General features: G+C 60.0%; 24 protein-coding genes and 2 pseudogenes. 13 read left to right on the top strand and 13 right to left on the bottom strand.

What is annotated here, in order from left to right; all coding sequences use genetic code 11:
• Positions 1-118: 118 nt before the first annotated feature.
• From QP027_RS12160 to QP027_RS12145, 4 genes and pseudogenes are all read right to left on the bottom strand, one after another.
• A pseudogene (locus tag QP027_RS12160) lies at positions 119-834 on the bottom strand (IS6 family transposase).
• Between the two features lie 8 nt (positions 835-842).
• The gene (locus QP027_RS12155; protein WP_284825128.1) at positions 843-1,208 is read right to left on the bottom strand and encodes a pentapeptide repeat-containing protein; all 366 of its coding nucleotides are present in this window, start codon (positions 1,206-1,208) and stop codon (positions 843-845) included.
• 561 nt (positions 1,209-1,769) lie between these two features.
• A complete protein-coding gene (locus QP027_RS12150) occupies positions 1,770-1,970 on the bottom strand; it encodes a hypothetical protein (protein WP_284825127.1) in 201 nt (66 codons plus the stop codon).
• A gap of 51 nt (positions 1,971-2,021) precedes the next feature.
• The gene (locus QP027_RS12145) at positions 2,022-3,191 is read right to left on the bottom strand and encodes an alpha-amylase family protein (RefSeq protein ID WP_432418597.1); all 1,170 of its coding nucleotides are present in this window, start codon (positions 3,189-3,191) and stop codon (positions 2,022-2,024) included.
• 66 nt (positions 3,192-3,257) lie between these two features.
• Between QP027_RS12145 and QP027_RS12140 the strand changes: the two genes are divergently transcribed.
• Positions 3,258-3,854, top strand: coding sequence for a TetR/AcrR family transcriptional regulator (locus QP027_RS12140; RefSeq protein WP_284825125.1), 597 nt, complete (start codon positions 3,258-3,260; stop codon positions 3,852-3,854).
• Here QP027_RS12140 and QP027_RS12135 read toward each other — a convergent pair.
• Together QP027_RS12135 and QP027_RS12130 are read right to left on the bottom strand one after the other, a co-directional pair.
• Positions 3,851-4,246: an SRPBCC family protein gene (locus QP027_RS12135; protein WP_284827052.1), complete on the bottom strand. Its 396-nt coding sequence runs from the start codon at positions 4,244-4,246 to the stop codon at positions 3,851-3,853. The genes QP027_RS12140 and QP027_RS12135 overlap by 4 nt on opposite strands.
• Positions 4,247-4,276: 30 nt before the next feature.
• Positions 4,277-5,518, bottom strand: a pseudogene (locus QP027_RS12130) (glutaminase); the annotation flags it as partial.
• Between the two features lie 113 nt (positions 5,519-5,631).
• Between QP027_RS12130 and QP027_RS12125 the strand changes: the two are divergent.
• Positions 5,632-6,948 (top strand): lactate racemase domain-containing protein, encoded by a 1,317-nt coding sequence (locus QP027_RS12125; protein WP_284825124.1) that lies wholly within the window; start codon positions 5,632-5,634, stop codon positions 6,946-6,948.
• A gap of 12 nt (positions 6,949-6,960) precedes the next feature.
• A complete protein-coding gene (locus QP027_RS12120; RefSeq protein WP_284825123.1) occupies positions 6,961-7,305 on the top strand; it encodes a hypothetical protein in 345 nt (114 codons plus the stop codon).
• Between the two features lie 92 nt (positions 7,306-7,397).
• Here the strand turns inward: QP027_RS12120 and QP027_RS12115 are convergent, their stop codons facing one another.
• The gene (locus QP027_RS12115; RefSeq protein ID WP_284825122.1) at positions 7,398-9,530 is read right to left on the bottom strand and encodes a beta-glucosidase family protein; all 2,133 of its coding nucleotides are present in this window, start codon (positions 9,528-9,530) and stop codon (positions 7,398-7,400) included.
• Between the two features lie 131 nt (positions 9,531-9,661).
• Between QP027_RS12115 and larE the strand changes: the two genes are divergently transcribed.
• Both larE and larB read left to right on the top strand, forming a co-directional pair.
• Entirely contained in the window at positions 9,662-10,528 is an 867-nt protein-coding gene (gene larE, locus QP027_RS12110; RefSeq protein WP_284825121.1) for an ATP-dependent sacrificial sulfur transferase LarE, read from the top strand.
• A complete protein-coding gene (larB, locus tag QP027_RS12105; RefSeq protein ID WP_284825120.1) occupies positions 10,512-11,177 on the top strand; it encodes a nickel pincer cofactor biosynthesis protein LarB in 666 nt (221 codons plus the stop codon). The genes larE and larB overlap by 17 nt, the downstream gene beginning before the upstream one ends.
• Before the next feature lie 7 nt (positions 11,178-11,184).
• Here larB and QP027_RS12100 read toward each other — a convergent pair whose 3' ends face one another.
• Genes QP027_RS12100 through QP027_RS12085 form a run of 4 tightly spaced genes read right to left on the bottom strand, consistent with a single transcriptional unit; the run spans position 11,185 to position 13,662 of the window.
• Positions 11,185-11,769 carry a hypothetical protein gene (locus tag QP027_RS12100; RefSeq protein ID WP_284825119.1) on the bottom strand — a complete coding sequence of 195 codons (585 nt, stop codon included), beginning with the start codon at positions 11,767-11,769 and terminating at the stop codon, positions 11,185-11,187.
• A gap of 30 nt (positions 11,770-11,799) precedes the next feature.
• Entirely contained in the window at positions 11,800-12,009 is a 210-nt protein-coding gene (locus tag QP027_RS12095; protein ID WP_284825118.1) for a hypothetical protein, read from the bottom strand.
• Positions 11,987-13,165, bottom strand: a complete 1,179-nt coding sequence (larC, locus tag QP027_RS12090) for a nickel pincer cofactor biosynthesis protein LarC (RefSeq protein ID WP_284825117.1) — start codon at positions 13,163-13,165, stop codon at positions 11,987-11,989. The genes QP027_RS12095 and larC overlap by 23 nt, the downstream gene beginning before the upstream one ends.
• Before the next feature lie 2 nt (positions 13,166-13,167).
• Positions 13,168-13,662 (bottom strand): TetR/AcrR family transcriptional regulator, encoded by a 495-nt coding sequence (locus tag QP027_RS12085; protein ID WP_284825116.1) that lies wholly within the window; start codon positions 13,660-13,662, stop codon positions 13,168-13,170.
• A gap of 68 nt (positions 13,663-13,730) precedes the next feature.
• On the opposite strand from QP027_RS12085, the gene QP027_RS12080 reads away from it, so the two are divergent.
• The 4 genes from QP027_RS12080 to QP027_RS12065 all read left to right on the top strand — a co-directional run bounded on the left by QP027_RS12080 (position 13,731) and on the right by QP027_RS12065 (position 17,892).
• Positions 13,731-14,705: an alpha/beta fold hydrolase gene (locus QP027_RS12080; protein WP_284825115.1), complete on the top strand. Its 975-nt coding sequence runs from the start codon at positions 13,731-13,733 to the stop codon at positions 14,703-14,705.
• A 67-nt stretch (positions 14,706-14,772) separates the two neighbouring features.
• Complete coding sequence (locus QP027_RS12075; protein WP_284825114.1) at positions 14,773-17,118, top strand: ABC transporter permease; 2,346 nt, start codon at positions 14,773-14,775, stop codon at positions 17,116-17,118.
• A gap of 22 nt (positions 17,119-17,140) precedes the next feature.
• A complete protein-coding gene (locus tag QP027_RS12070) occupies positions 17,141-17,662 on the top strand; it encodes an ABC transporter ATP-binding protein (RefSeq protein WP_284825113.1) in 522 nt (173 codons plus the stop codon).
• Positions 17,560-17,892 (top strand): ATP-binding cassette domain-containing protein, encoded by a 333-nt coding sequence (locus QP027_RS12065; protein WP_432418636.1) that lies wholly within the window; start codon positions 17,560-17,562, stop codon positions 17,890-17,892. The genes QP027_RS12070 and QP027_RS12065 overlap by 103 nt, the downstream gene beginning before the upstream one ends.
• Here QP027_RS12065 and QP027_RS12060 read toward each other — a convergent pair.
• Positions 17,889-18,266: a cytochrome b5 domain-containing protein gene (locus QP027_RS12060; protein WP_284825111.1), complete on the bottom strand. Its 378-nt coding sequence runs from the start codon at positions 18,264-18,266 to the stop codon at positions 17,889-17,891. The two genes, QP027_RS12065 and QP027_RS12060, sit on opposite strands and share 4 nt — an antisense overlap.
• Positions 18,267-18,359: 93 nt before the next feature.
• Between QP027_RS12060 and QP027_RS12055 the strand changes: the two genes are divergently transcribed.
• Genes QP027_RS12055 through QP027_RS12045 form a run of 3 tightly spaced genes read left to right on the top strand, consistent with a single transcriptional unit; the run spans position 18,360 to position 20,648 of the window.
• A complete protein-coding gene (locus QP027_RS12055; RefSeq protein WP_284825110.1) occupies positions 18,360-18,905 on the top strand; it encodes a TetR/AcrR family transcriptional regulator in 546 nt (181 codons plus the stop codon).
• 43 nt (positions 18,906-18,948) lie between these two features.
• Positions 18,949-19,869, top strand: coding sequence for an ABC transporter ATP-binding protein (locus QP027_RS12050; RefSeq protein ID WP_284825109.1), 921 nt, complete (start codon positions 18,949-18,951; stop codon positions 19,867-19,869).
• A complete protein-coding gene (locus tag QP027_RS12045; protein ID WP_284825108.1) occupies positions 19,866-20,648 on the top strand; it encodes an ABC transporter permease subunit in 783 nt (260 codons plus the stop codon). Before QP027_RS12050 ends, QP027_RS12045 begins: the two co-directional genes overlap by 4 nt.
• A 101-nt stretch (positions 20,649-20,749) precedes the next feature.
• Here QP027_RS12045 and QP027_RS12040 read toward each other — a convergent pair whose 3' ends face one another.
• A complete protein-coding gene (locus QP027_RS12040) occupies positions 20,750-21,154 on the bottom strand; it encodes a MerR family transcriptional regulator (protein ID WP_284825107.1) in 405 nt (134 codons plus the stop codon).
• Positions 21,155-21,242: 88 nt separating this feature from the next.
• On the opposite strand from QP027_RS12040, the gene QP027_RS12035 reads away from it, so the two are divergent.
• Positions 21,243-22,745, top strand: a complete 1,503-nt coding sequence (locus QP027_RS12035) for a SulP family inorganic anion transporter (RefSeq protein ID WP_284825106.1) — start codon at positions 21,243-21,245, stop codon at positions 22,743-22,745.
• Positions 22,746-22,855 lie beyond the last annotated feature (110 nt).

The raw sequence follows: 22,855 nt of genomic DNA, 5'->3' as shown, positions 1-22,855 counted from the left end.
AAGACTGCAAGAGTGCGCACCTTATCTTTCGGTGCCATCGGGTGCTGTTGCAAACTTCAGGCGGAGAGCCGTGACGACCCAGTCTTCATCCTCTGATGCTCGCTGCGGGTCGGCGTTCTCAGGCCGTCTCGAAGACCCGGTTGACGATCACCGCGTCCGGGTTCGGTTGCCCGTAGGCAAACATCGTGCCCTGGCCTTTCCGTAATGAATGCATCGCTTCCATCCCTTTCAACGTCCGGTAGGCGGAAATTCGGTTTTTGAACGCTCCCTTCGGCCCCAGGATTCTTTTAAGTCGGCCATGATCTCCCTCGAGAACGTTGTTCAGGTATTTCACCTGCCGGTGCTCCACCGTCTGAGGGCAGATTCCCTCCGCCTTCAGCTCGGATATTGCCCTGGCCAGAGCTGGTGCCTTGTCGGTGTTGATGACCCGCGGGGACCCGGCGGAGGCGTTCGACCGCGGGGTCTTGGCCAGGAAACGCTTCGCTGCCGCGACGTTACGCTTCGGGGAGAGGTAAAAATCCAGGGTCTGCCCACCGGCGGTGATCGCCCGATAGAGGTAGCACCACTTTCCGCCGACCCGGATATAGGTCTCATCCACCCGCCAGGACCGGGCCTGCCAGTCAGGTACCTGCCGGTACCACCGAGTTCGCTTGTCCAGCTCAGGGGCGTATTTCTGGACCCAGCGGTGAGAATCGTGGTGTGATCGACCGGCACGCCCCGCTGAAGTCATCATTTCCTCCAGATCTTAGGTCAGCTCACCTCGTAGCGGCAGTACCACCGCACTGCCCACAGAATGATGTCACGGGGGAAATGACGACCGGAGAAGATACCCATGGCTGTGATTATTTCACGCCGGTCTTTCTACTGCCCCAACTTTGCAACAGCATCGATAATTCAACCCCTATGCAGTCAGAAAACTGTTCTGAATCAGCAATAATGGGCTTTAGATATGCGCCTGTTAAGTCAGCACGTGTTAACGTCGATCCACGAAAATCCGACTCACTAAGAATTGCGTCCGTAAAATCTGCGTCGGTGAAATCTGCCGATCTCAAATTAGCCCATGCCAACATGGAACCTCGGAATGAGCATTCCCGGCACACGCTTCCTTCAAGATTGATATCAGTGAGGTCATAATTAGACATATCCTTTCCAGAAATGTCTTTTCCGGCTAAAACATTAGCCCATGAACCAGGCATTGCTCTATACATGTTATTTAATCTGTGACGAATCAATAATCCACTGAGGGCAACGGTCGTCGGACCCTTCACAATAGGTAGTAACCACTCCGTAAGGTTTACCATCCCGCATTTTATTGAAACCAACTACCGCTAATACATTTCCCGTTTCAAGCTTTTGACACTTTCTAAACGGCCCCTACCTTTGCAAGAAATGTGATCCATCGGCAATCTGTATTCATACCGGTCGCCAAAATTCTTTATGCTAGGGGCATATTTTGTCGTAGCCTGAACTGCTCGGGTGGACAAACCATGTTTATTCTGAATTTTTACCCGAGCCTGCTCCCGAAGATAGACCGTCCGTCCCTTTTTAGCCGACCATTGCGAGATAATCGTATAGGGTCCACGAGTAGCGAAAAAAGATAAATCAGAAGAATCGCTATCTTCTGATTCCGTGATCAGCGTTGAGGCCGTTTCGTTCGTGCAATGGATTCCGGATACATTGGTAGAAAAATTGCCAGCGACCGCCGACACGCTCCAGGAGCTCGACCGGTTCCTGCCGGTGACGCTAAAGCAAGCCCCAGGCTACCTGCACTATTGCTTTTCCAAATGGCCAAAAATCTTCCACACTGGATAGATCATTACGGCCAAGACAAGAAATGCTATAAACAACTCGCTTGTTTGGCCTTGGGCGTAGATGGAATATCCAATTACCCCGACCACGATCACTGCCACGAGAACTCCCGCAACAATGCCGTATTCGCACAGGCGATCAGACTTTTTCGCTGCGTACACCCCAGCCAGATTAATGGCCAGAAATAACAAGCATCCCAAGTACATCATGTCCTACAGCTTATACAGGGTATTGCCACCTGTATGGACATGAACTCCGGGATTCGGCTCTAGCCACACGTCCACCTGGATCTGCCGATCGTTCGAGGAAACGGTGTAGCTGATTGTCTCGTTGGTGTTGTCGAGCACTTCTACGGTGCCGGTAGCAAGCCACGGATGCTGTCGTCGCAAAGCAATGAGCGCTTTATGTGCATTAAGGACCCACTGCCCAATCGGCGAAAGTTCCTCTGGTGTAGCTGGCAACGGCGGGCGGACCGGATCGTCGGCGGCGAAACCTTCGCCGCGCATGCCGGTAAAGCCCTGCTCATCGCCGTAATAGATGCTCGGGGAGCCAGGAAGCGTCATGAGCATGGCTACCGCGAGAAGCACCTTGTCTTGGCGGACCTTGGACGCGATACGGTCAACGTCGTGGTTGCCGACAAAAGTATTGGTGATCATGTGGTTGGAAAACTCCTGGTGGCGGTTCAACGCGTGCGCAAGCTCGAAGAAGTTTGCGTCATTGAGGGAGCTCCACATTGCCTTCCACAGCTCATACTGGGTGACGCTGTCGAGCGTGCCCGCCTGGGCGATCTGGGTATAGTCGCCGTGGATGACTTCGCCGAGGAAGACGGCGTGCGGGTAGTTCTGGCGCACGCGACCCAAGACCGCCCGCCAGAACTCGGGCGGAACTGAGTAGGCAACATCGAGGCGCCAGCCGGAGATACCGCGGGCGAGCCAGAACTCCATAATTTCCACTACCTTGTCTTGGACCAGCGGGTCTGCGTGGTGCAAGGTGGCCAACGATTCGTGGCCCTCCCAGTCGGTGGAGCCGGCGCGACCTGCTGCGACAGCCTCGTGGTTTCGGGAGACATGGTTGAACACGCCGTCGAGCATGACGCGGATGCCGCGCTCGTTGCAGGCACGCATTAGGCGGTCGAAGACGTCGAGGGTGCCGAGGCGGCGGTCGATCATGAAGTGATCGATGGTGTCATATCCGTGGGTTTCGGATTCAAAAATTGGACCGAGAAGTAGGCCGTTGCAGCCGAGTTCGAGTAGGTAATCCAACCACGGCTCAAGCTGCTGGAGACGATGCCCAGAGTCGTCGCCGGAACGATCGCGAATCGGCGCACCGGTGGAACCAAGTGGGTAGACCTGCCACCAGATGGATGTGTCGAGCATGTTCATCCTCCTTATTGAGTGATACTTAACAACTGTTGTTGAGTGTAGATCAATACGTGTAGGATTGCCAGTATGACTTCCGAACCTCGCCGCCGCCTCAGCAGTGCAGAACGCCGCGCCGTCATCCTTGAAGCCGCCGGCGACCTCTTCGGACAAGCCCCCTACTCCGAGGTGCCCACCCAGAAGATCGCCGACCAATCCGGTTCTTCCCAGGCCCTGATTTTCCACTACTTTGGCTCCAAGGCTGGTCTCTATTCTGCCTGGGTCGATGAAACCATGCAGAAGCTGCACAACACGATCGACGCAGCACTCGATGAGCTACCGCCGAACACCTCCTCACGCGACAAGGTACGCACCGCAGTAGAGATCTACCTCGGACACGTCCAAGCGCAGCCTTTGAGCTGGTCGCTCACCCGCCGCGGCAACGATGAACCGCCAGAAGCGACAAACACCCGCCTGGAATTTCAGGATCAGATGTTTACCAAACTCATGGGTCTCCTCGACCCACAGAGCAGGCGCGGCGAGTTCGCCATCGCCGGAATCTTCGGCTTCATCGACGCCGCCTGCCTCGAGTGGGTAGACAACGACTGCGAAGCCGACGACTACTACTCCCTTCTCGACGCGATTCTCGGATCACTCCAAGGCGCGCTGGGCGACTGGGGCAATTAGTTATCCGCCTCTAACGGCTCGCCCTTGCCTTCGTCGATAAGCGGAATGAGCCCCTTGGCAATTTGGCGCTTCCACTCGGATGTGTCCTGATCGTAGGTTTCCAAGTGCTCCTGCATTCCGCGGTGAGTAAAGGTGATCTCGGTCTTGTCGCCCTTTTCCTCGAACTCGAAGATGAGGTCGGTGTCTTTCCACTCCCCTTGCTCGTCCTCGTGGCCGGTGGGATCGACGTGCCAGACAAGGCGCTCGCCTGGCTCGCACTCCGTGACGCGCAGGTGGGAATAGTGCTCGGGGATGTCCACCTCGAAGGTTTCGCCCTCGTCGCCAGCCTTCGCTGTGATCGACTTCGCCCACCACTGCGAAGGGTGCGCAACGGCAGCAAAAGCCTTGTCCACCGGGGCGTCGACCTCAAACGTAGTGCTGAAATCTTCGACCTCTTCGGCGTGAGTGCCATCCGAGAACTGCAGGTCTGTCATGACGCTGTCCGGATCGTAGATCGCCACCTGCATACCGTTCTCTCGGAAACGGCGCAGCCCTTCTTTGACCACGCGGCGGCCCATTTTGTTAAAACCGGTCACGTGCGAGACATCGAGGACAAGGCGCTCGCTCATCAGGTGCTGCTCGCTGAGCTGGTAGATAATGTTCTCAGCAGAAGGGAAGTTGATCATGCCCTGCAGGGAAATCACCGTGGAATCGCCTTCCACGTCGATCGAGCGGATACCCGGCGCGGTATAGTAGTTCGCGCTCATGAGGTGGAGGCCCATCTCGTCGGAAAGCCTTTCAAACGCCTCGACCCCGCGGACTGAGTTGCCTTGCAGGTCTAGGCGAGGTGATAGTGTCGCGATACCCATTTGTCCTGGCATTGTCCCGATCAGCCCGCCGGAGACACCCGATTTTGCTGGGATTCCAACGTTGGCCATCCAGCGGCCGGCCGCATCGTACATGCCGGCGGAACTCATGACCGCGAGCGCCAGCCGGGAGGCTTTCTCGCTAAACACGCGCTTTTCGGTCACCGGTTGCACCCCACCGTTAGCCAAGGTCGCCGCCATGACGGCGAGATCACGGGTAGTCACCATGAAGGAACATTGCGCGATATAGCTCCGCACGGCATCGTGCGCCTCGTCTTTGATGACGTCGTAGCTACGCAGCATGTGGGCGATCGAAAGGTTACGGTCGGCGGTCTGCATCTCGGCCTCGACAAGTTCCTCGTTCAGGCGCAGTTCGCGGCCTGCGAGGTCGATGTAGAGTTGGCGGAACCGCTCGGTACGGTCGTCCACCGTGGAAGTTTCGCCGTTAATCAGCTGGTTCACGGCGATGGCGCCGGCGTTGATCATCGCGTTGTCGGGGCGTTTCGACGACTCCTCCAACGAGAGCTCATTAAATGCCTCGCCGGAAGGCTCAACACCGACGACCTCGAATACCTCATCGGGACCGCGTTCGTCCAGGGCCAACGCATAGGCGAAAGGCTTGGATACCGACTGCATGGAGAACTCAACATCGTCGTCGCCAACCGAATACATGTGTCCTGACGTAGTGCACAACGCGAGCGAAAGCTTTTCGGGGTCAGCATCTTTCAACTCGGGAATGTACTGCGCGACCTCTCCCCCGTCCAGATCACGGACTTCGTCGAGAATCGCGCTGAGGTAATCAGGAATCGGCGACAGCATGGCGCCCAGTGTACGGATGAACTCGCTGGTTTCTACCGTCACAGCATGCGCTTGCACAATCAACCAACGTCAAAGGCTTGAAACCCACTCAAGAACCGGGGAAACTGGTCTGTATGACAAAAGAAAACCTGACGCTCCCCGTGCCAGAGGGTCTGGCTGCTCAAGCTTCGCTGCTGGGCTCACCCACCGATTCGCTTAGCGACGATCAGGCCCGCCAATTCATCCTTGAGCAATTGGAAGGCGCCGACATCGACGACAAGAACGTTGTCGTCGTGATCCCAGACGGTACGCGCTCAGGCCCGCACGCGTTGATGATCCAGTCGGCATACGATGCCCTGGAAAACCGCGCACAGTCGATCACCATCCTGATCGCATTGGGCACGCACGCGGCAATGCCAGAAGCAGCGATTGAAAAACTGCTGGGCGTAGGTGAGAGTGAACTAAAGTCTCGCTTCCCTAAGGCGCAGATTCTCAACCACGACTGGCAGAACCCCGACGCAATTGTCTCCCTAGGCACCGTGCCTGCCGACGAGATTGAGCGATTGACGTCCGGCCTGTTGCATGACCGCGCGATGGACGTGCAGATCAATAAGCTCGTCGCCGAGGCAGACGTGAACTTAGTCGTCGGCCCGATCTTCCCTCACGAAGTAGTCGGCATGTCCGGTGGCAACAAGTACTTCTTCCCTGGCTGCTCAGTACACGATGTCATCGATATCTCCCACTGGGTCGGTGCCCTCATCACCGCCTCCGACATCATCGGCACCTTGGGAATCACCCCCGTACGCCAGCTGATTAACACCGCGTCGGACATGATCCCGGGAGAGAAGCTCGCGATCACTTACGTGGCAACCACAGGCGACGACGATTCCCTGACTTTGCACTCGGTAGCGTTTGGCACTACCGAATCCGCGTGGGCCGCTAACGCTGAAATCGCACACCAGACCCACATCAAGTGGCTCGACGCGCCATACAAGCGCATCGTGTCCAAGGTGCCCGAAATGTATGAGGACCTCTGGACCGGCGCCAAGGGTGTCTACAAGATGGAACCGGTGTGCGCCGACGGTGGCGAGATCATCGTTTACGCACCGCACATCACTGAGATCGCCGAAATGCACCCAGGCATCGGCGAGATCGGCTACCACTGCATCGACTACTTCATCAAGCAGTGGGATAAATTCAAAGACCACCCTTGGGGGGAAATCGCACACTCGACTCACGTCCGTGGACTCGGCGAATACGATGCTGAGACCGGAGTGGAGACCCTGCGCATCAACATCACCCTGGCCTCCCGAGTTCCTCGCGAGGTTTGCGAAGCCTACAACCTTGGATACGCCGACCCAGACACGCTGGACTGGGCCGAATTCGAATCGGACCCAGACACCCTCGTCGTCGAGCACGCCGGCGAAATCCTTCACCGATTAAAGAAATAAGAGGAGTAAACCATGAAGCGCCGTATCGCTGCCATTCTTGCACTAACACTCACCCTGACCGCCTGTGGCGAAGCAGAAAACCCAGCAGAGAACACCAGCAACACCACTGAAAGCAGCTTGTCGACGACCACACCAGACACGTCATCTGCCGAAGAGGAAACCACCCCGGCCGAAGAGCAGGTCGAACCACAGCCTTCGGTTTCCTCGGGTGCGGAGCTACCTCCGTCCCAGAAGCCTGACATGCTACCACCGGAGAGTTTCCAACCAAAGCAGCCGAATCAACCTGAGCAGGGTACCCCTGACGTGCTCCCACCTCAGCAATTCGACCCGCCACAAACCGGTGAGCAGCTGCCTTAGTCTTTTAAAGGTAAATATACAAAGGGCAATTTGCCCCGGAACTAGGTGTTTCCGGGGCAAATTTCCTTTCTCAGATTCGCCTTCTCGGTGGACTACACGGTGAATTTCTCCACGTGCGAGTCATCGTCAGAAGACGTGCCCACGTACACGGTGAATTCGCCCGATGGCACCACAAAGTCGCGTGCTGCGACATCCCACACGCTCAGTGGGTGATGGGTTGCATCTGCGTCGATGTTGATCTCCACTGCGGCGGAGGAACCCGGCTCAACCTGCACCTTGGCAAAACCGACCAGGCGCTTCGGTGGCTGGCCCTCGGAAGGAATACCCAGGTAGACCTGGACAACCTCGGCACCTGCGACATCGCCGGTGTTCTTCACGGTGGCGGAGACCTTCACGCCTGCTGCGGAGCCGGCGACGGAGACGTCGGAAAGCTCGAAGCTGGTGTAGGACAAACCGTAGCCAAATGGGAACGCCGGGGTGACATCGTTGGCCTGGAACCAGCGGTAACCCATCTCCAGCCCCTCGGAATAGGTGATGGTGTTGTAGCCTTCGCCAAGGTTGACACCTGGGTAGCGCTCGGGGTGATCGTGGCCGATCCAATCCGCCTCAGTCTTTGGGTAGGTGGTTGGGACCTTGCCGGATGGGTTAACGCTGCCGAAGACAAGGTCGCCGACAACGTGGCCGTCCTCGGCGCCCTGGTTCCACACTTCGAGGACGGTGGCTGCATCGTCGATCCATGGCATGACCAGCGGTGCGGAAGACTTCAGCACGACCACAGAGTTGTCGTTGGCCTTCAGCAGCTCAGCAATCATGTCGGATTGCTTTTGTGGCATGAGCATGGTTGGCATGTCGGCGCCCTCGGTGGCGATTAGGCCGGCCATGATAAGCACGGTATCGGCGCCCTTAGCTGCCTCGACGGCACCTTCGAGGTTGGACAGGTCGCGTTCCACGATGAAGGACTCAACGGTAGCGCTGCCGCCCAAATCGGCGATGACGTCGCGCAGGCCTGGCTCTGGGTCCACGGTGTACAGCGGATCCACCTTGGACGAGCCGCCGCCACCCTGGCAGGCGTACTTGGCAAACTTCTCCTGCCCCACGATCAGGATCTTGCCCGCGGAGTTCGGATCCAGTGGCAGGATGTTCTTGTCGTTCTTCAGCAAAACGGCCATGTCCGCGCCGATCTCGCGGGAGATCGCACCGTTGCCAGCCGCGTCGATTTCGCGCGGGGCGTACTCGCGGTCGAACTGGTTAAAGCGGAACATCTGGGTGTAGCGGCGCACCAGTGCGCGGTCGACCAGCTCGATTTCCAAGGAAGTGTCTTCCAAGGCTGCCTTGACGTTGTCCTCGTTGAGCCACTTGGCATCCGGCATTTCGTGGTCTAGGCCGGCGTTCAAGGAAGCGGCTGCAGAGCGGGTGGACCAGAAGTCCGACTGGACGTAGCCTTCGAAGCCCCAGTCGCCGCGGAGGACGTCGTTAAGCAGGTAGCGGTTTTCCGTTGCGTAGTCGCCGCGCACGCGATTGTAGGCCGACATGATCGCTGCGACCTGGCCGTCCTTGACCACCATTTCGAAGGGCAAAAGGTACATCTCGCGTAGGGTCTGCTCGTCAACCTCGACGTTGGTGCGGAAGCGCTCGAATTCCTGGTCGTTGACCGCATAGTGCTTGGCCATCGCGATGATGTCGTGTGCCTGGATCGCCTTGGTCACCTCGATACCCATCACGCCGGAGAGGTAAGGATCCTCGGAGAAGTACTCAAAGTTGCGGCCTGCAGTTACGGTGCGGTGCAGACACACGCCTGGGCCTTCCAGCACGTGCTGGCCTAGATCATCGGTCTCGCGGCCAATGATATCGCCGTATTTAAACGCCAGCTCGGGGTCAAAAGAAGCCGCAACACCAATGGTCATCGGCAAAGCGGTCGCCGGTGGAGACGGGGTGCCATCGCCCATGCCCACGCCGACTGGGCCGTTGGTAATGCGGAAGCGCGGGATACCCAGTTCTGGAATCTCCGGCACGTGGCGCTCGATCTGAATCTGCATGGCCAGCTGCTCCATGGCATCTTCGTCTTCGGGGTCAATCTCGTTGGACGCCGCGTAAATGTTAATGGTCTCCATGCCGCCGTGGAGCTGAGCGATCTTCTGCTCCAGGGTCATGTTTTCCACGAGCTTTTCGGCACGCTCGCGGTCGGAGAGGTTGTCGTCCATCCAAGGACGTTGTGATTCTGTCATGATTTTTGCCTTTCTGTGGTGGAGGGCACTACCTCCAGTCCTACCAAAGTTCTATACACCTTGCCCGCATATGGTCATTCCATTGCCTAACTCACAGTTGTCTCTACGCCCCCAACGCCTAGAGTGGAACCATGTCTTTACCCCAGCCTGATTCAGCAACCCAGGCCTTGCTTGACCGCGTCGCACGCTGCTTGCCGACGACCGGCCGCGTCGGCGTCGCCTATTCAGGTGGCGTGGATTCCGCGACACTCCTGGCGATCTGCGAGTACGTCCTTGGCCACGACCGCACCCTCGGTATCACCGCGGTCTCCGCGTCGTTGGCCGCCCGCGAACGCGCCATGGCCCGCGACACCGCCGCCCTGATCGGCGCCGAGGTCATTGAGGTCGACACTCACGAGGACCAGAACCCTGCTTACGTGGAAAACGATGTTGACCGCTGCTATTTCTGCAAGGACGAAATGTTCCAGGTGATCGACGAAGGGGTCGTCGGCAAGCATGGTCTAGTTGCTGTTGCCTACGGTGAGAACGCCGACGACGCTGCGCGCATCGACCGCCCCGGTGCGCAGGCGGCCCGCGAGCATGGTGTGCTGCGCCCGCTAGCTGACGCCGGACTGACCAAGGCTGAGGTGCGTCAGATCGCGCGCGCCTTTGACCTGCCCGTGGCGGACAAGCCCGCCGCTCCGTGTTTGGCATCGCGCGTCCCACACGGCTTGCCGGTGCATCCGAAGAAGCTGGCGCAGATCGAGGCCCTGGAGCTCACTTTGTATGAGCTAGGCTTTTCCGATTCGCGCGTGCGTCACCACGACTCCATCGCGCGGGTCGAGCTGCCGCGCGCGGAGATGGCCCGCGCCTTGGAGCCCGCCACCGCGGATAAGATTATGGAATCCGCCCGCGCCGTCGGGTTCACCTTTGCCGCGATCGACGTCTTGGGCATCCAGTCCGGCGCGATGACCGTCGCCGCGCTGAAAGAGAAGTTGAACTATGTCGGAGCCGATTAAGCCCGTTGGGGATTTTGCCCAGCTAGACACTGACCGCGTCCGTCGCCGCGGCTACCCCGAGGCCATCTACTGCGAAGGCAAAACCGTCGAGCAGGTCCGCGCGATCGCCCAAGCCGTGGATTCCGACCATGTCACGCTGTTCACCAGGCTTAACGACGAGCAGGCCACCGCCATCATGCGCGAGCTCCCCGGTGCTTTCTACGATCCCTTGGCCAGACTGATCGCCTTTCCTGCTGAGGCGCCGGAACCGTCGGGTGTATCAGTGCTGGTCGTATGCGCGGGGACGTCCGATCTGCCGGTTGCCCGCGAGGCCATGCACACGGCCCGCTACCTGGGACGATCCGTATCGCTCATCGCCGACGTGGGCGTGGCCGGCATCCACCGACTGTTGGCGCACGAAGAGGAGCTGCAATCCGCGGGGGTGATCGTGGTCGTCGCCGGTATGGATGGTGCTTTGCCGAGTGTGGTCGGCGGCCTGGTGTCCGCGCCGGTGGTGGCTGTGCCGACTTCAGTGGGATATGGCGCGGGTGCTGGCGGGATCGCACCCCTTTTAACCATGCTGAACTCGTGCGCTCCGGGTGTGGGCGTGGTGAATATCGACAATGGGTACGGCGCGGGACACTTGGCGGCGCAGATCGCGGCTAGGTGACTCAGACCTAGCGCTCAACGCGTGTGGCGTGCAGCGGCTGAGTTGACCAGGCGATACAAAATACCGCGAAACTCACGAATCCCGCCGCCACAATCGTGCCCAACACGGGCCCGAGCAATGGCGTTTCCACCAATATTTTGATCACTGTACTGATCGTTCCTGCGTATTCGGGGTGCACGCTGATCGCTGACCATACCAGTGCCCCACCGACGAGCACCACGGATAGCCCCAGCATGACATAGCCCACCAGCCCCAAGGCGACAACCCAGCGGGAGACGGGCCCTTCAAACTCGTCGACGAAAATGCGGCCGATCCCGCGCCCCATTTGCCCGATGCCAATCGCGATAATCACGCAGCCCACCGCCACAATCAGCTGGCGACCGCCTCGGCGCCCCAGGGCTTCGTCGACAATGTCTGCCCACGTGGTGTTGCCACGTAGCTCAACATCCAACGCGACCAAGAACGTCAAAGCGCCCAGGCCGAGGTACATGAACGCGCGGCCAACGCTGGCGACGCGGCGGTTGAAGCGACGGACGCCGCGCAAGTGCACATATCCGACGAGCGCCTCGATGACCTGCCATAACGCGATCATGGCCAGCCCTACTGCGGCGAACAGCAGAATCTACCGCCCCATCGGTCGGCGCGAGATTGCTTCTAGGACGGTATAAAAGTTCGCGGAATTGCTGCGGAAGCTGGGATCCCACGCGATGAGCAGCACCAGAAGGCCGAGCAGCCCGTACACCGTGCCGAAGACAGTGAGTCCAACACGCACAAATAACAGGTACCACCTGTTGTGCTGGACTGTGGCGCTAAGTTCGCGGACGGGCTTCACGCAGGGTAACTCTAGCGGAGTGCTCGGCAACGCGAGCGAGCATCTCTTTCACGGTAATCCCTAGTGCCTCGGCAGCTTGGCGCACGTCCTCAAACTCCGGCTGGCGGGTCTGCTCCACGCCATCGCGGGAGCCCACCTTCACGCGGATCTCATGCCCGTCAATCACCACTGCGTCGAAGTGTCGATCCAGCCCCTCCCGCTGCACAGTCCAGGAGCGCACGCCGAACGTCGTGGTGTGGGTGAACAGGATGTCCTTCGCGGCCTCGGCATCGTCGGTTAACACGTGGATCGTGTGCGCCGGGCGGCCTTTCTTCATCTGGATGTGGGTCAGCCAGGCGTCCTTCGCCCCAGCGTCAAGCAGCTTATCGACGACCACCGGCCACACACGCGGGTCCATGTCATCCACGTTGGCCTCGAGCTGGGTCAAGGTGCCGGTGTCGGGGTTCGCTGCCTCGAGCACGAATACGCGCACGATATTGGGCCGCGCGGGAAAATCCTTGCTACCAGCGCCGACACCGACGGTCCGCACGGTTCCATCCGGCATCGCGCCTACAGTCGGAGCAAAGTGACGCACCAAGGCAACCCCGGTGGGCGTGGCCAGTTCCCCTTCCCCACCAGCAAGGGCAGGCCAGCCCAACATAAGCTCTGCCACCGCCGGGACCGGCACAGGGATATCGCCGTGGGCTGCGGGGATGCGCCCAGAGCCCAGAGCAATCGGCGACGCGACCACAGTCTTGGCCCCCAGCAGCCGCATGCCCTCACACACCCCGACCACATCAGCGATGGAATCCAGGGCGCCCACCTCGTGGAAATGAACCGTCTCGGGATCGACGCCGTGCACGCGCGCTTCTGCTTGCGCGATCAGTTCAAATACACCCAATGCGGCCTCCCGGGTGTCTGAGTCCAACTCAGCAGCCCCGAGCATCTCCTTGATGGTGGCCCAGGTGCGGTGGGGTGGGTCGTCGACAAGCATGTCAACGTTCACTTTGGTGGCGCGTTGCCCGGCGCGGGTGACCGGGTTGGCGGAAAGACGCACTGAGCCTGGCACAACGGCATCGACCGCGGTTTGCAGAGCCTGAAGTGGCGCTCCGGCATCGACGAGCGCGCCGAGCAACATGTCACCGGCCACGCCTGCGGTCGCATCAATCCAGATCATGGTCACGACTCTAGCGCGTCGCGTACAACCGCCATCGCTTCGTCAGGGGTCAGGTCACCGATCAGCACCCGTTGGACAAGCCCGTCTGCCATTGCGATCAGGCTACGTGCCCGTGACCGGTCCCCCAGCACCCGCGTGACCTCATCCTCTTGGCCGCGTTTGGCGTCGGCGAGCAGTTCCGCGATCGCCGGCTGCACCAGGGCATGTGCCACGTAGGCGTTCCAGATGATGGCACCGTGGCGCGTGTTTTCGTCGTGTGGGATGACGTGGGTTATGGCGTGGTCAAGACTGCCATCGTAGAGCGCATTCGCGCTATTGATCATTGCGCGGCAGCTTTCGAGGATGAGATTTTCTTTCGTGCCAAAGTGGTGTTGCACCCGTCCGACCGAAACACCGGCCTGCTTTGCGACGACCCGCATCGTTACCCCGGGCAGACCTTGCTCAGCGATGACCGCCCAAACGGAATAAATGATTTCAGTGCGACTATCCAACTGCATATTGCCAGCCTACCAATACGGGCGTATCGTCAGAATCAATACACCCGTATTGGACTAAGGAGTAAGTCATGCGCCGACGGACGATAGCGGTCATCGGGCTGGTTCTTGCAGCCCTCGTGTGCGATCGCCTCGCAATTGCTCTCACCGCCGATCCAGACGTAGGCCATTTCCTCACATCAGAAGGCCACTCGAACTACGTCCATGCCTACGAAGCAGCCCTCGCGGAGGGCCCGGCGCCCGAACTCACCACAGACATTCCCACCACCTTTGGCACCGCCCACGTCCACGGGTGGAACCTCAACGCGACAAGCGCACCGATCGTGTTGGTTCCAGGGCGTGCGTCCGGCGCGCCGATGTGGAATGAGCTCATCCCAGCGCTGCCCCACGACCGCCCCATCTACGCCCTAGACGCCATCGGCGACGCCGGCTTGTCCACGCAATCGGTCCCACTGACCTCTATGGAAGACCAGGCAACGTGGCTCGCCGACGTGATCCGCGGATTGGACATCCGCCAAGCACATGTCGTCGGGCACTCATTCGGCGGCGCTACCGCGACGGCTCTGGCGCAGCACCATCCCGAGCTCGTCGAAACGCTGACGCTCCTTGAGCCCGCCTTCGTCTTTGCCTATCCGCCGGCCTCAGTGTTTTTCTGGGGAAGCGTAATCGTGCTCCCGCTACCGCAAACCTGGATCGATCGAGGCCTCGCGGAAATCGGGGGAACCACCATCGACGACGTCCGTCGGCGCACCCCCATCTCCGAGATGATCGATGCCGGCGCCCAGCACTACTCCGCAGCGCTGCCCACTCCAACGCCACTGAGCGACGACGCCCTGCACAAACTGGACATGCCCGTCTACGTTGGGGTCGCTGACACGAAGTCGCTCGCGGGCGGTGAAAAGGCCGTGCAACGTGCCTCAAGCCTGCTGCCCCAACCCACAGTGAAGTTGTGGGAAAACACAACCCACTCCCTGCCTTTTCAAGTGGCCTATCCCATAGGTGCTGAACTGCAGATCTTCTGGGCGGAGGCGGAGCTTTCCACGTAAAATATTAGGTGCCACGACCACCTCAGCTGGGAGCAGATCCGATGTCGGTTTCAGTATGTGATCAACGATGAAAGGCCTCAATTCTCGCTACCTCATGGGGGATCTCAAAGCGCACAAGGGCGTAGCGATCGCCTTGGCTGTGCTGCTCACCCTGTGTGCGGCGCTGATGGCGATCGGAGCCGGCACCTTGGAGCGGCTCTCCGGCGCGGTAGAAGCGATGAACGAGAACACGAAGCCACCGCACTACCTCCAGATGCATTACGGGGAGTACGACGTTGCCGCGCTCGAGGAGTTCGCGGCAGGTCGCGACGACATCGACCAGTGGCTCATCGAGGAGATGGTGGGTTTTGACTCGAATCTGATCAGCTTCACTGGCGGCGACTTTTCCTCATCCGTGATCGACAATCTTTTCGTGGCGCAGAATGAGGAGTTCGATTTTCTCGTCGATACGCGCAACGAACAGCCGGCCGATCCGCAGCCTGGCGAGGTATTCATCCCGATGGCCTACCACGGCCAGTTCCCCATCGACGTGGGCGATACCCTCGATGTTGCTGGCGAGCAGTTCACCGTAGCGGGCTTCGTGCGCGATGGGCAGATGGTGTCGTCGATGGCCGGCTCAACCAGGTTCTTGGTACACGAAAGCGCCCTAGACCAGCTGGCCGAAGCCGGTGGTCAACCCGAGATCATCGTCGAGTTCCGCGTGCCCGACCCCGCGAAAGACGTAGCCACCCTCCAATCCGCCTACGAAGGCAACGAGCAACTGCCGCGCAACGGCCAGGCCATCACCCACGCTCTGCTGAAGTTGATCTCGATGCTGTCATCGGGTGTGGTGGCGTTCGCGTTCATCTTCGCCTCGCTGATTCTCATGGCGATCGCGCTGCTTGCCGTACGTTTTGTCATCGGCGGCACGCTGGAAGATCAGATTCACCAGGTTGGCGTGCTCAAGGCGATCGGGCTTTCGCACCGGCACATCTCGCAGCTGTTCCTCATGCGCTATGTGGCGCTGACGGCCATCGGCTGCGTGCTCGGCGGCATCATCGGTTTCGCAACTCTTGGGCCTTTGACTCGGGGCTTCACCGAGAGCTTCGGTGCCTCACCGGTGAGTGCGTGGACTGTTATCATGCCGCTTATCGCACTCTTTGTCGTTGCGGCACTGGTCATTGGGCTGTGCTGGCTGATGCTGCGGCGTTTGCGCAAGGTGGAAGTGGTCACCGCGCTGGTGCACGGGCAGTCAAAGTACCGCCCGCCGCGCAAGGCGATTCCGCTGCGGCATGCCGAAGGAGGCGCCCTAAATTGGCGACTCGCCACCATCGACCTCATCAAAGAACGCGGCCAGTGGGCGCTCTTACCCGTGGTGTTTTTCCTCGCTGTCACGCTGATTCTGTTGCCCGCCACCCTACAGTCCACCTTTGGCAACCCGCAGGTCTCCGGCTACATGGGCGTGGAGGAAGCCGACGTTTCGATCTATAGTCCCAACACCTCAGATGCCGCCGACTCCCAACTGGCTTACGATGCCATCCTCGCCGGCCTCCGTGATGACCCCAAGGTCGCCGGCGTTGAGCCTTTTGCCACCGTGCTTTACTCCATCCCGGGCGAGAAAGGCTGGGACACTCTCCCTGTCGACGTGGGCGACCACTCCAACACCACGATCAAGTTCACCGACGGACACGCGCCTCAGCCGGGAGAGCTCGCTTTGTCGCTGCTCAACGCCGACAAGTACCAGGTCCAAGTCGGCGACCAACTGGAGCTGCGCAGCGCCGACGACTCCGTAAACACTTACCCCGTGGTGGGCATTTACCAAGACATCACCGGCGGTGGTTTCACGGCAATGCTAAACGACGACGCCCCTGCCAACGCCCAGCGCTGGTCGATCTTGGTCAACTTGCGCGACCCTGCCGACTCTGCACTCTTGGCCAGCCAGATCGAATCCGATTACGCCGACATGAACGTGGTGCGCTTCGAGGACTTCGCCGCGCAGACCCTGTCCTTTGCAACCGCCGCTTTCGGCTGGGCGACCATGATCGCCTGGATTGCGGCCATCGCCACAGTCGCGCTGATCACGTTTCTGTTTCTCAATGTACGCATCGCCAAGGAGCGTCGCCGCATGGGACTTCTCAATGTCCTGGGCTTTAGCACCGACGAACTCACCGGGCAGGTGTTTATCAAAGCTCTCGGCCTCGCCCTCCTCGGCATCGTCCTCGGCATTTTGTTCATGGTCACGCTCGGCCCAGCGATGGTCTCCGGTGCGCTCGCTATCTCGGGTGTGGGCATGCAGCAGATCGCCCTGTTCCCGACTCCGTGGCTGAATTACCTAGTCGTCCCCCTATCGCTGCTGCTCACCGGCGCGCTCGGTGTAGCGCTGTCCACTCAACCGATCCGTCACCTGTCCCCGAGCTCGTGGCTTCGCGCTTAGGTTCCCAGAAAGAGTAATCACAATGACACACGCCCTACTCCAAGCCTCCGACGTGACCAAGCAGTTCGATACCTCCGACCCGCCCACCGTCGTCCTGCGCGGCATCAGTCTTGACGTCCAGCCCGGCGAATTCCTCGCGATCATGGGCGCATCCGGCAGCGGTAAATCCACCCTGCTGTACGCGATCAGCGGTATGGACTCCCCCACCTCGGGCACCGTGATGCTTAACGACGAAGAACTCACCGCCATGAAACCCGCCCAGCTGGCTTCCCTGCGCCTGAACCACATGGGCTTTGTGTTCCAGCAGGCTCACTTTCTGGAAAACTTGAACGTCCGCGACAACATCGCCTTGCCGGCTTTGAAGGCCAAAAAGAGCGTATCGACGAGCGCGTCGACGAACTCATGGCCCGCTTCGACATCGACCACGTCGCCCACCACTCGATTTCGCAGGTCTCGGGCGGCCAGCTCCAGCGTGCTGCATTGTGCCGCGCCCTGGTTACGCAACCGGAGATCCTCTTCGCTGACGAACCCACTGGCGCTTTGAACAGCTCAATGACCAAGGAGGTGTTGGCCGCGTTCATCGACGTGCGCGATCAAGGAACCTCCATTGTCATGGTCACCCACGATCCGCGCTGCGCTTCCTACGCCGATCGGGTTATCTACCTGCGCGATGGGTTGATCGTCGACACGCACACGCCAGGGCCATGGACTCCCGAGGCGGAGAAGGAGCGCGAGATAGACACGCTGTCGTGGTTGGCGCAGCAGGACTTCTAAGGCGCTGCGCTGCCTATGACCGTGAGTTTTTGTAGCACGCCGACCCCGTGGCCGGACTGTAAAAACGGCTCGGTGAGGTCGCGTCCTGCGAGGTGTCCGTGGTGCAGTCCGCTCGGCCACTGTGTGCTTGCGGTGAGGTCGTAGACCACTCCATCGACAGCGATCCATGCGGGGTGGCCGTCTTTTCCGTCGGCCGCAGCGAGCTCGCTGGCGGTGATGGCGGTGTTGTCGATGAGTTGTTGCTCAGCCGCGGTGAATGTGCGGTTGAACTTGTCCGCGTTACCTGCCTGGGAGGGCGCAAATACGAAGAACAAGACCACCGCCACGATGACAACGGCTAGGACGATGAGTGTGATTTGGACGGGGCGTGACATGGGATTCTCCTTTTGAATGAATATTCTCGGTGTTCATTCATGAATATAGCAGGGGTATATTCATTTCGTCATGAATCTTCTATACTTGTGTTCATGAACACCCCCGCACGCCACGACGCCACCGATGCCATCCTCAGCGCCGCCGAGGCAGAATTCTCAGAGCACGGGTTCCAAAAGACCAGCGTGGCAGCCATCGCCAATCGGGCCGGGATCGCCGTTGGCACCGTCTACCTCGCCTTTCCGTCCAAGTACGAGCTGTTCAAGGCCGTGTTCTCCCAGCTTCAGCAAAGGCGCCAGGTCGACCTACTCAACCGACTGGACTGGTCCGACCCACGCACGGCGATCGGCCAACTCATTAGAGAAAACATCGCCGCTACCGCCAGCAACCGCGTCCTCGCAGAGTGGCACAGCGAGAAGATCGGGCCACAACTCCGAGCCGACATGGGTGCCGGCGACCTGTGGCGCTTCGAGGAGCTCTTCCAGCAATGGCACGACGCGGGCCTACTCGCCCCCACCGTGGACACCGCCATGCTCGCCGACCTCCTCGAAGTAGCGCGCGTTGTCGATCAAGCTGCGATCAGCAGTCCGGCGACGTTTGAGTTTTTGGTGGAGGCGGTCGTCGACAAGCTTTTTGTTTAGAAACCCCTACCTTTTCGGGTTCGACTAGAGAAGAATCTAAATCATGACCAATGTCATTCACGCCCAGGCTCTAGAAAAGAAGTACGGGCAGCACCTCGCCGTTGACGGCATCGACCTAAAAGTTGAGCGTGGCTCAATCTTCGGCTTGGTCGGCCCCAACGGCGCAGGCAAAACCACCATCTTGCGCATGCTGGTCGACATCATCCGTCCCACCGGCGGCGAACTCACTGTGCTCGGCGAAACACCGAGCCAATCCACCGCTGCGCTGCGCCAACGCATCGGCTACCTCCCCGGCGAGCTCAAATTCAACGACCGCATCACCGGCGAGAAAATGTTGCGCCACCTCGCCCGGATTAGCGGGCCGGTGGACCAGGTATTCGTCGACAAGCTTGCCCAGCGCTTGGGGGTAGACCTGACACGCCCCGTGCGCGCGCTATCCAAGGGCAATAAGCAGAAGATCGGGCTGATTCAAGCGTTCATGCACCTCCCTGAGCTGCTCATTCTCGACGAACCCACCAGCGGACTCGATCCTCTGATGCAGCGCGAGTTTTTGGCGCTGGTGCGCGAGGCCCGCGACAACGGCCAGACGGTGCTGTTGAGCTCGCACATCTTGAGTGAGATTCAGCATGCAGCAGATCAGGTCGCAGTGCTGGCGCAGGGCAAGATCGTGGCCAACGACAACGTGGCTAACCTGCGCCTGGCCAGCGTGTCGCGTGTGCGCGCGATCGTTGCTGGCATAACGGCGGAGGAGGCGCGCATGGTGCTCGGCGGCGTGCTAGAGGATGTCAGCGCTGAGGCCACCGGCTCGGGCGAGCTCGTGAGCGTTGAAGGTATGGTCCGCGGACAAATCGACAAGGTGGTCAAGGCGCTGGCGCGATTCGAACTGGTTGACCTGTCCATCGAAGAACCCGACCTGGAGGAATCCATCCTGGACCTGTACGCCCGAAAGGACGCGCAACGATGATCTTTTCACGACTTTTCGCAAGCGGCTGGCGCGGTCTCGTCGGCTGGGCCATCGGTATCGCTGCGGTGCTTTTCTTGTACCTGCCGCTGTACCCTTCGCTACAAACACCTGAGCTAGCGAAGATGATCGAGGCTTTGCCGCCCGAGATGATCCAAGCCTTTGGGTACGACCAGATTTCTTCCGGCCCCGGCTACGCGCAGGCCACGTTCTTTGGATTGTTGGGCTTTGTGTTGGCTGTAATCGCGTGCATCACGTGGGGCACGTCGTTCATCGCAGGTGCCGAGGAATCCGGCGACCTCGAGCTCACTTTGGCCCACGCCGTGGGACGCAAGCAGTACGCGTGGCAGTCCGCGCTGGCGTTGGTCGCCCGGATGGCAGTCTTGGCTGTGGTGGTATTTGTGCTGTTGCTGGGGTTGAATGAGCCATCTGAGCTGGAGCTTTCGACCCGCAACATGCTGGCCGTGGTAGTTGCTTGGGCGGGGCTCGGGTTGCTTGCTGGCGCTGCTTCATTGGCGGTCGGCGCCCTGACCGGACGGCGCAGCTGGGCGATCGGCGCCGGTACTGCCGTGGCTGTGGTCGGCTACATTTGCGATGCGATCGCTTCCATGAACGCCGACTTCGACTGGCTGGCCAAGCTGTCGCCGTTTTATTGGGCATATGGACAGACCCCGCTGGTCAACGGCTTCGACTGGGGCGGGCTAGCGCTGCTGTGGGGCTCGGTGGCTGCGCTCGTCGTCGTGGCGGTGGTGGCGCTGGACCGCCGTGACATCACCGGTTAGCGCAAAGTGACCTTTATGGATTGACCTTTACCGAGTGGGCCTCAGCCGGCTACTCGGTAAAGGTCACTCTGCAAAGGTCAGTTTAGCCTCAGGAGCCGCGCCTAACCCTCCAGTGCGTCAATAGTGCCAAGGAAGTCCTCCGCGTAGCCGATCTGCTTCTGCAACTTGGCGTAGCGCGCATGTGCTTCCTCACGGATCCCGGCAATCGTCGCCTCTGCCTGCGCCCTCTCGCTTGCCGACGACTCCCCGCGCACCACATCCGCCGCATCCAAGAAATCGCGCATCTGGTCCAGGCTGAAACCCAGCGGCTTCATCCGCCGGATGAGCAGGATGCGTTGGACGTCGCGGTCGTCGTAAAGCCTGAAGCCGCCGGCACTGCGCTTTGAGGGGGAAATGAGGCCGACGCTGTCGTAGTGGCGCAGGGTTGAGTCGGAAAGCCCTGTGAGTTGAGTGACCTCACCGATCTTCAAGCCAAGCTCCGACAAGGGCGCGCGCTCCTTTTGCATTTTTTGGTAGTACGACTAGAGTCGTGCACGTCGCAAACCCTCAAGTAGCTTGAGGGTTCCATCCTCCCCTGCACAACCCAGGAGAATCATGGCTCAATCTACCACGGGGACCCAGACCCACCCGGAGATCCCGCTTGGCGTAGGCAGCTCCTTCCGCTTCGCGTTTTCGTCCCCGGCGCGTCTGCGCACCGAGATCCTCGCCGGCCTGTCCGTCGCACTTGCGCTGATCCCGGAAGCGATCGCATTCTCGATCCTCGCGGGCGTCGACCCTGCCGTAGGCCTCTTTTCATCTGTAATCATGGCGATCGTCATTTCGTTTACCGGCGGGCGCCCCGGCATGATTACCGCGGCCACCGGCGCGATCGCCCTTGTCATTGCGCCAGTAGTGAAATCTCACGGCATCGACTACCTCATTGCCACTGTGCTGCTCGGCGGCGTTTTCCAGATCGTGCTCGCGGCGCTGGGTGTGGCCAAGCTGCAACGCTTCATCCCACGCTCCGTGATGATCGGCTTTGTCAACGCACTGGGCATCATGATTTTCATGGCACAGCTCGAACACCTGATCAACGTGCCCTGGGCTGTGTATCCGCTGGTCGCCGCCGGCATCCTGCTAATGGTGTTCTGGCCACGCGTCACCGCCGCGATCCCCGCGCCACTGATCACCATCATCGTGATCACGGCGATCGTTTTGGTCGCCAGCATCAACGTCCCGCGCGTGTCCGACATGGGCGAGCTGCCCGATTCCCTTCCGGAGTTTTTCATCCCCAACGTTCCGCTGACCTGGGAAACCTTCCAGATCATCGCGCCTTATGCCCTCGGTTTAGCCATCGTGGGTCTGATGGAATCGCTCATGACCGCCAAGCTTGTCGACGACATCACCGACACCCACTCCGACAAAACCCGCGAAAGCTGGGGCCAGGGCGTAGCGAACATCGCATCCGGTCTCTTCGGCGGAATGGGCGGCTGCGCCATGATCGGCCAAACGATGATCAACGTCCGCGAATCCCGCGCGCGAACCCGCTTGTCGTCGCTAGTGGCTGGCGCATTCCTGCTGGTCTTGATGCTGCTGCTTGGCGACATCGTGGGCCAGATCCCGATGGCCGCGCTGGTCGCCATCATGATCATGGTGTCCGTGGGCACCATCGACTGGCATTCGCTGCATCCGCGCACGCTCAAGCTGATGCCGCGCTCGGAAACCTCGACCATGATCGTCACCGTGATCGCTACCCTGGCCACGAGCAACCTGGCTGTCGGCGTGATACTGGGCGTGGTCACAGCATCGCTGTTCTTCGCGCGTCGCGTCGCCCATTTGGTGCGCGTGGACAAGGTCGAGCCGAACACCTACCAGGTGCATGGCCAGCTGTTTTTCGCCTCGTCCAACGACTTGGTCTACCAGTTCGATTACAACGACGAGGCCGACCACATCATCATCGACCTCACCGCCGCCGAAATCTGGGACGCTTCCACTGTGGCCACATTGGATTCCATTACGCAGAAGTTCCAGGACAAGGGCAAGACCGTGGAGATCGTCGGCATCGATGGCCCGAGTCGCTACCGTCTTGAGAGGCTCACCGGCCAGCTCGGCGACTAGTGCGCGGGGTGCCCGCGGCCGCTTCCCGGCCAAACTGACCTCCGCAGAGTGACCTTTACCGAGTGGGCCACAGCCGGCTACTCGGTAAAGGCCGTTGTGTAAAGGTCAAT

This window comes from Corynebacterium breve, from assembly GCF_030252165.1.
In the GTDB taxonomy this organism is placed as follows: Bacteria; Actinomycetota; Actinomycetes; order Mycobacteriales; family Mycobacteriaceae; genus Corynebacterium; species Corynebacterium breve.
Note: the sequence above shows the minus strand (reverse complement) of the source record. Positions and strands in the feature narration are given on the sequence as shown.

What these genes read in the sequence shown, in the direction of transcription:
- QP027_RS12155 (WP_284825128.1), bottom strand. Translation starts at nt 1,208, where the DNA reads ATGTATAGAGCAATGCCTGGTTCATGGGCTAATGTTTTAGCCGGAAAA.
- QP027_RS12145 (WP_432418597.1), bottom strand. Translation starts at nt 3,191, where the DNA reads ATGAACATGCTCGACACATCCATCTGGTGGCAGGTCTACCCACTTGGT.
- QP027_RS12140 (WP_284825125.1), top strand. Translation starts at nt 3,258, where the DNA reads ATGACTTCCGAACCTCGCCGCCGCCTCAGCAGTGCAGAACGCCGCGCC.
- QP027_RS12125 (WP_284825124.1), top strand. Translation starts at nt 5,632, where the DNA reads ATGACAAAAGAAAACCTGACGCTCCCCGTGCCAGAGGGTCTGGCTGCT.
- QP027_RS12120 (WP_284825123.1), top strand. Translation starts at nt 6,961, where the DNA reads ATGAAGCGCCGTATCGCTGCCATTCTTGCACTAACACTCACCCTGACC.
- QP027_RS12115 (WP_284825122.1), bottom strand. Translation starts at nt 9,530, where the DNA reads ATGACAGAATCACAACGTCCTTGGATGGACGACAACCTCTCCGACCGC.
- larE (WP_284825121.1), top strand. Translation starts at nt 9,662, where the DNA reads ATGTCTTTACCCCAGCCTGATTCAGCAACCCAGGCCTTGCTTGACCGC.
- larB (WP_284825120.1), top strand. Translation starts at nt 10,512, where the DNA reads ATGTCGGAGCCGATTAAGCCCGTTGGGGATTTTGCCCAGCTAGACACT.
- QP027_RS12100 (WP_284825119.1), bottom strand. Translation starts at nt 11,769, where the DNA reads ATGATCGCGTTATGGCAGGTCATCGAGGCGCTCGTCGGATATGTGCAC.
- larC (WP_284825117.1), bottom strand. Translation starts at nt 13,165, where the DNA reads ATGATCTGGATTGATGCGACCGCAGGCGTGGCCGGTGACATGTTGCTC.
- QP027_RS12085 (WP_284825116.1), bottom strand. Translation starts at nt 13,662, where the DNA reads ATGCAGTTGGATAGTCGCACTGAAATCATTTATTCCGTTTGGGCGGTC.
- QP027_RS12080 (WP_284825115.1), top strand. Translation starts at nt 13,731, where the DNA reads ATGCGCCGACGGACGATAGCGGTCATCGGGCTGGTTCTTGCAGCCCTC.
- QP027_RS12075 (WP_284825114.1), top strand. Translation starts at nt 14,773, where the DNA reads ATGAAAGGCCTCAATTCTCGCTACCTCATGGGGGATCTCAAAGCGCAC.
- QP027_RS12070 (WP_284825113.1), top strand. Translation starts at nt 17,141, where the DNA reads ATGACACACGCCCTACTCCAAGCCTCCGACGTGACCAAGCAGTTCGAT.
- QP027_RS12060 (WP_284825111.1), bottom strand. Translation starts at nt 18,266, where the DNA reads ATGTCACGCCCCGTCCAAATCACACTCATCGTCCTAGCCGTTGTCATC.
- QP027_RS12055 (WP_284825110.1), top strand. Translation starts at nt 18,360, where the DNA reads ATGAACACCCCCGCACGCCACGACGCCACCGATGCCATCCTCAGCGCC.
- QP027_RS12050 (WP_284825109.1), top strand. Translation starts at nt 18,949, where the DNA reads ATGACCAATGTCATTCACGCCCAGGCTCTAGAAAAGAAGTACGGGCAG.
- QP027_RS12045 (WP_284825108.1), top strand. Translation starts at nt 19,866, where the DNA reads ATGATCTTTTCACGACTTTTCGCAAGCGGCTGGCGCGGTCTCGTCGGC.
- QP027_RS12040 (WP_284825107.1), bottom strand. Translation starts at nt 21,154, where the DNA reads ATGCAAAAGGAGCGCGCGCCCTTGTCGGAGCTTGGCTTGAAGATCGGT.
- QP027_RS12035 (WP_284825106.1), top strand. Translation starts at nt 21,243, where the DNA reads ATGGCTCAATCTACCACGGGGACCCAGACCCACCCGGAGATCCCGCTT.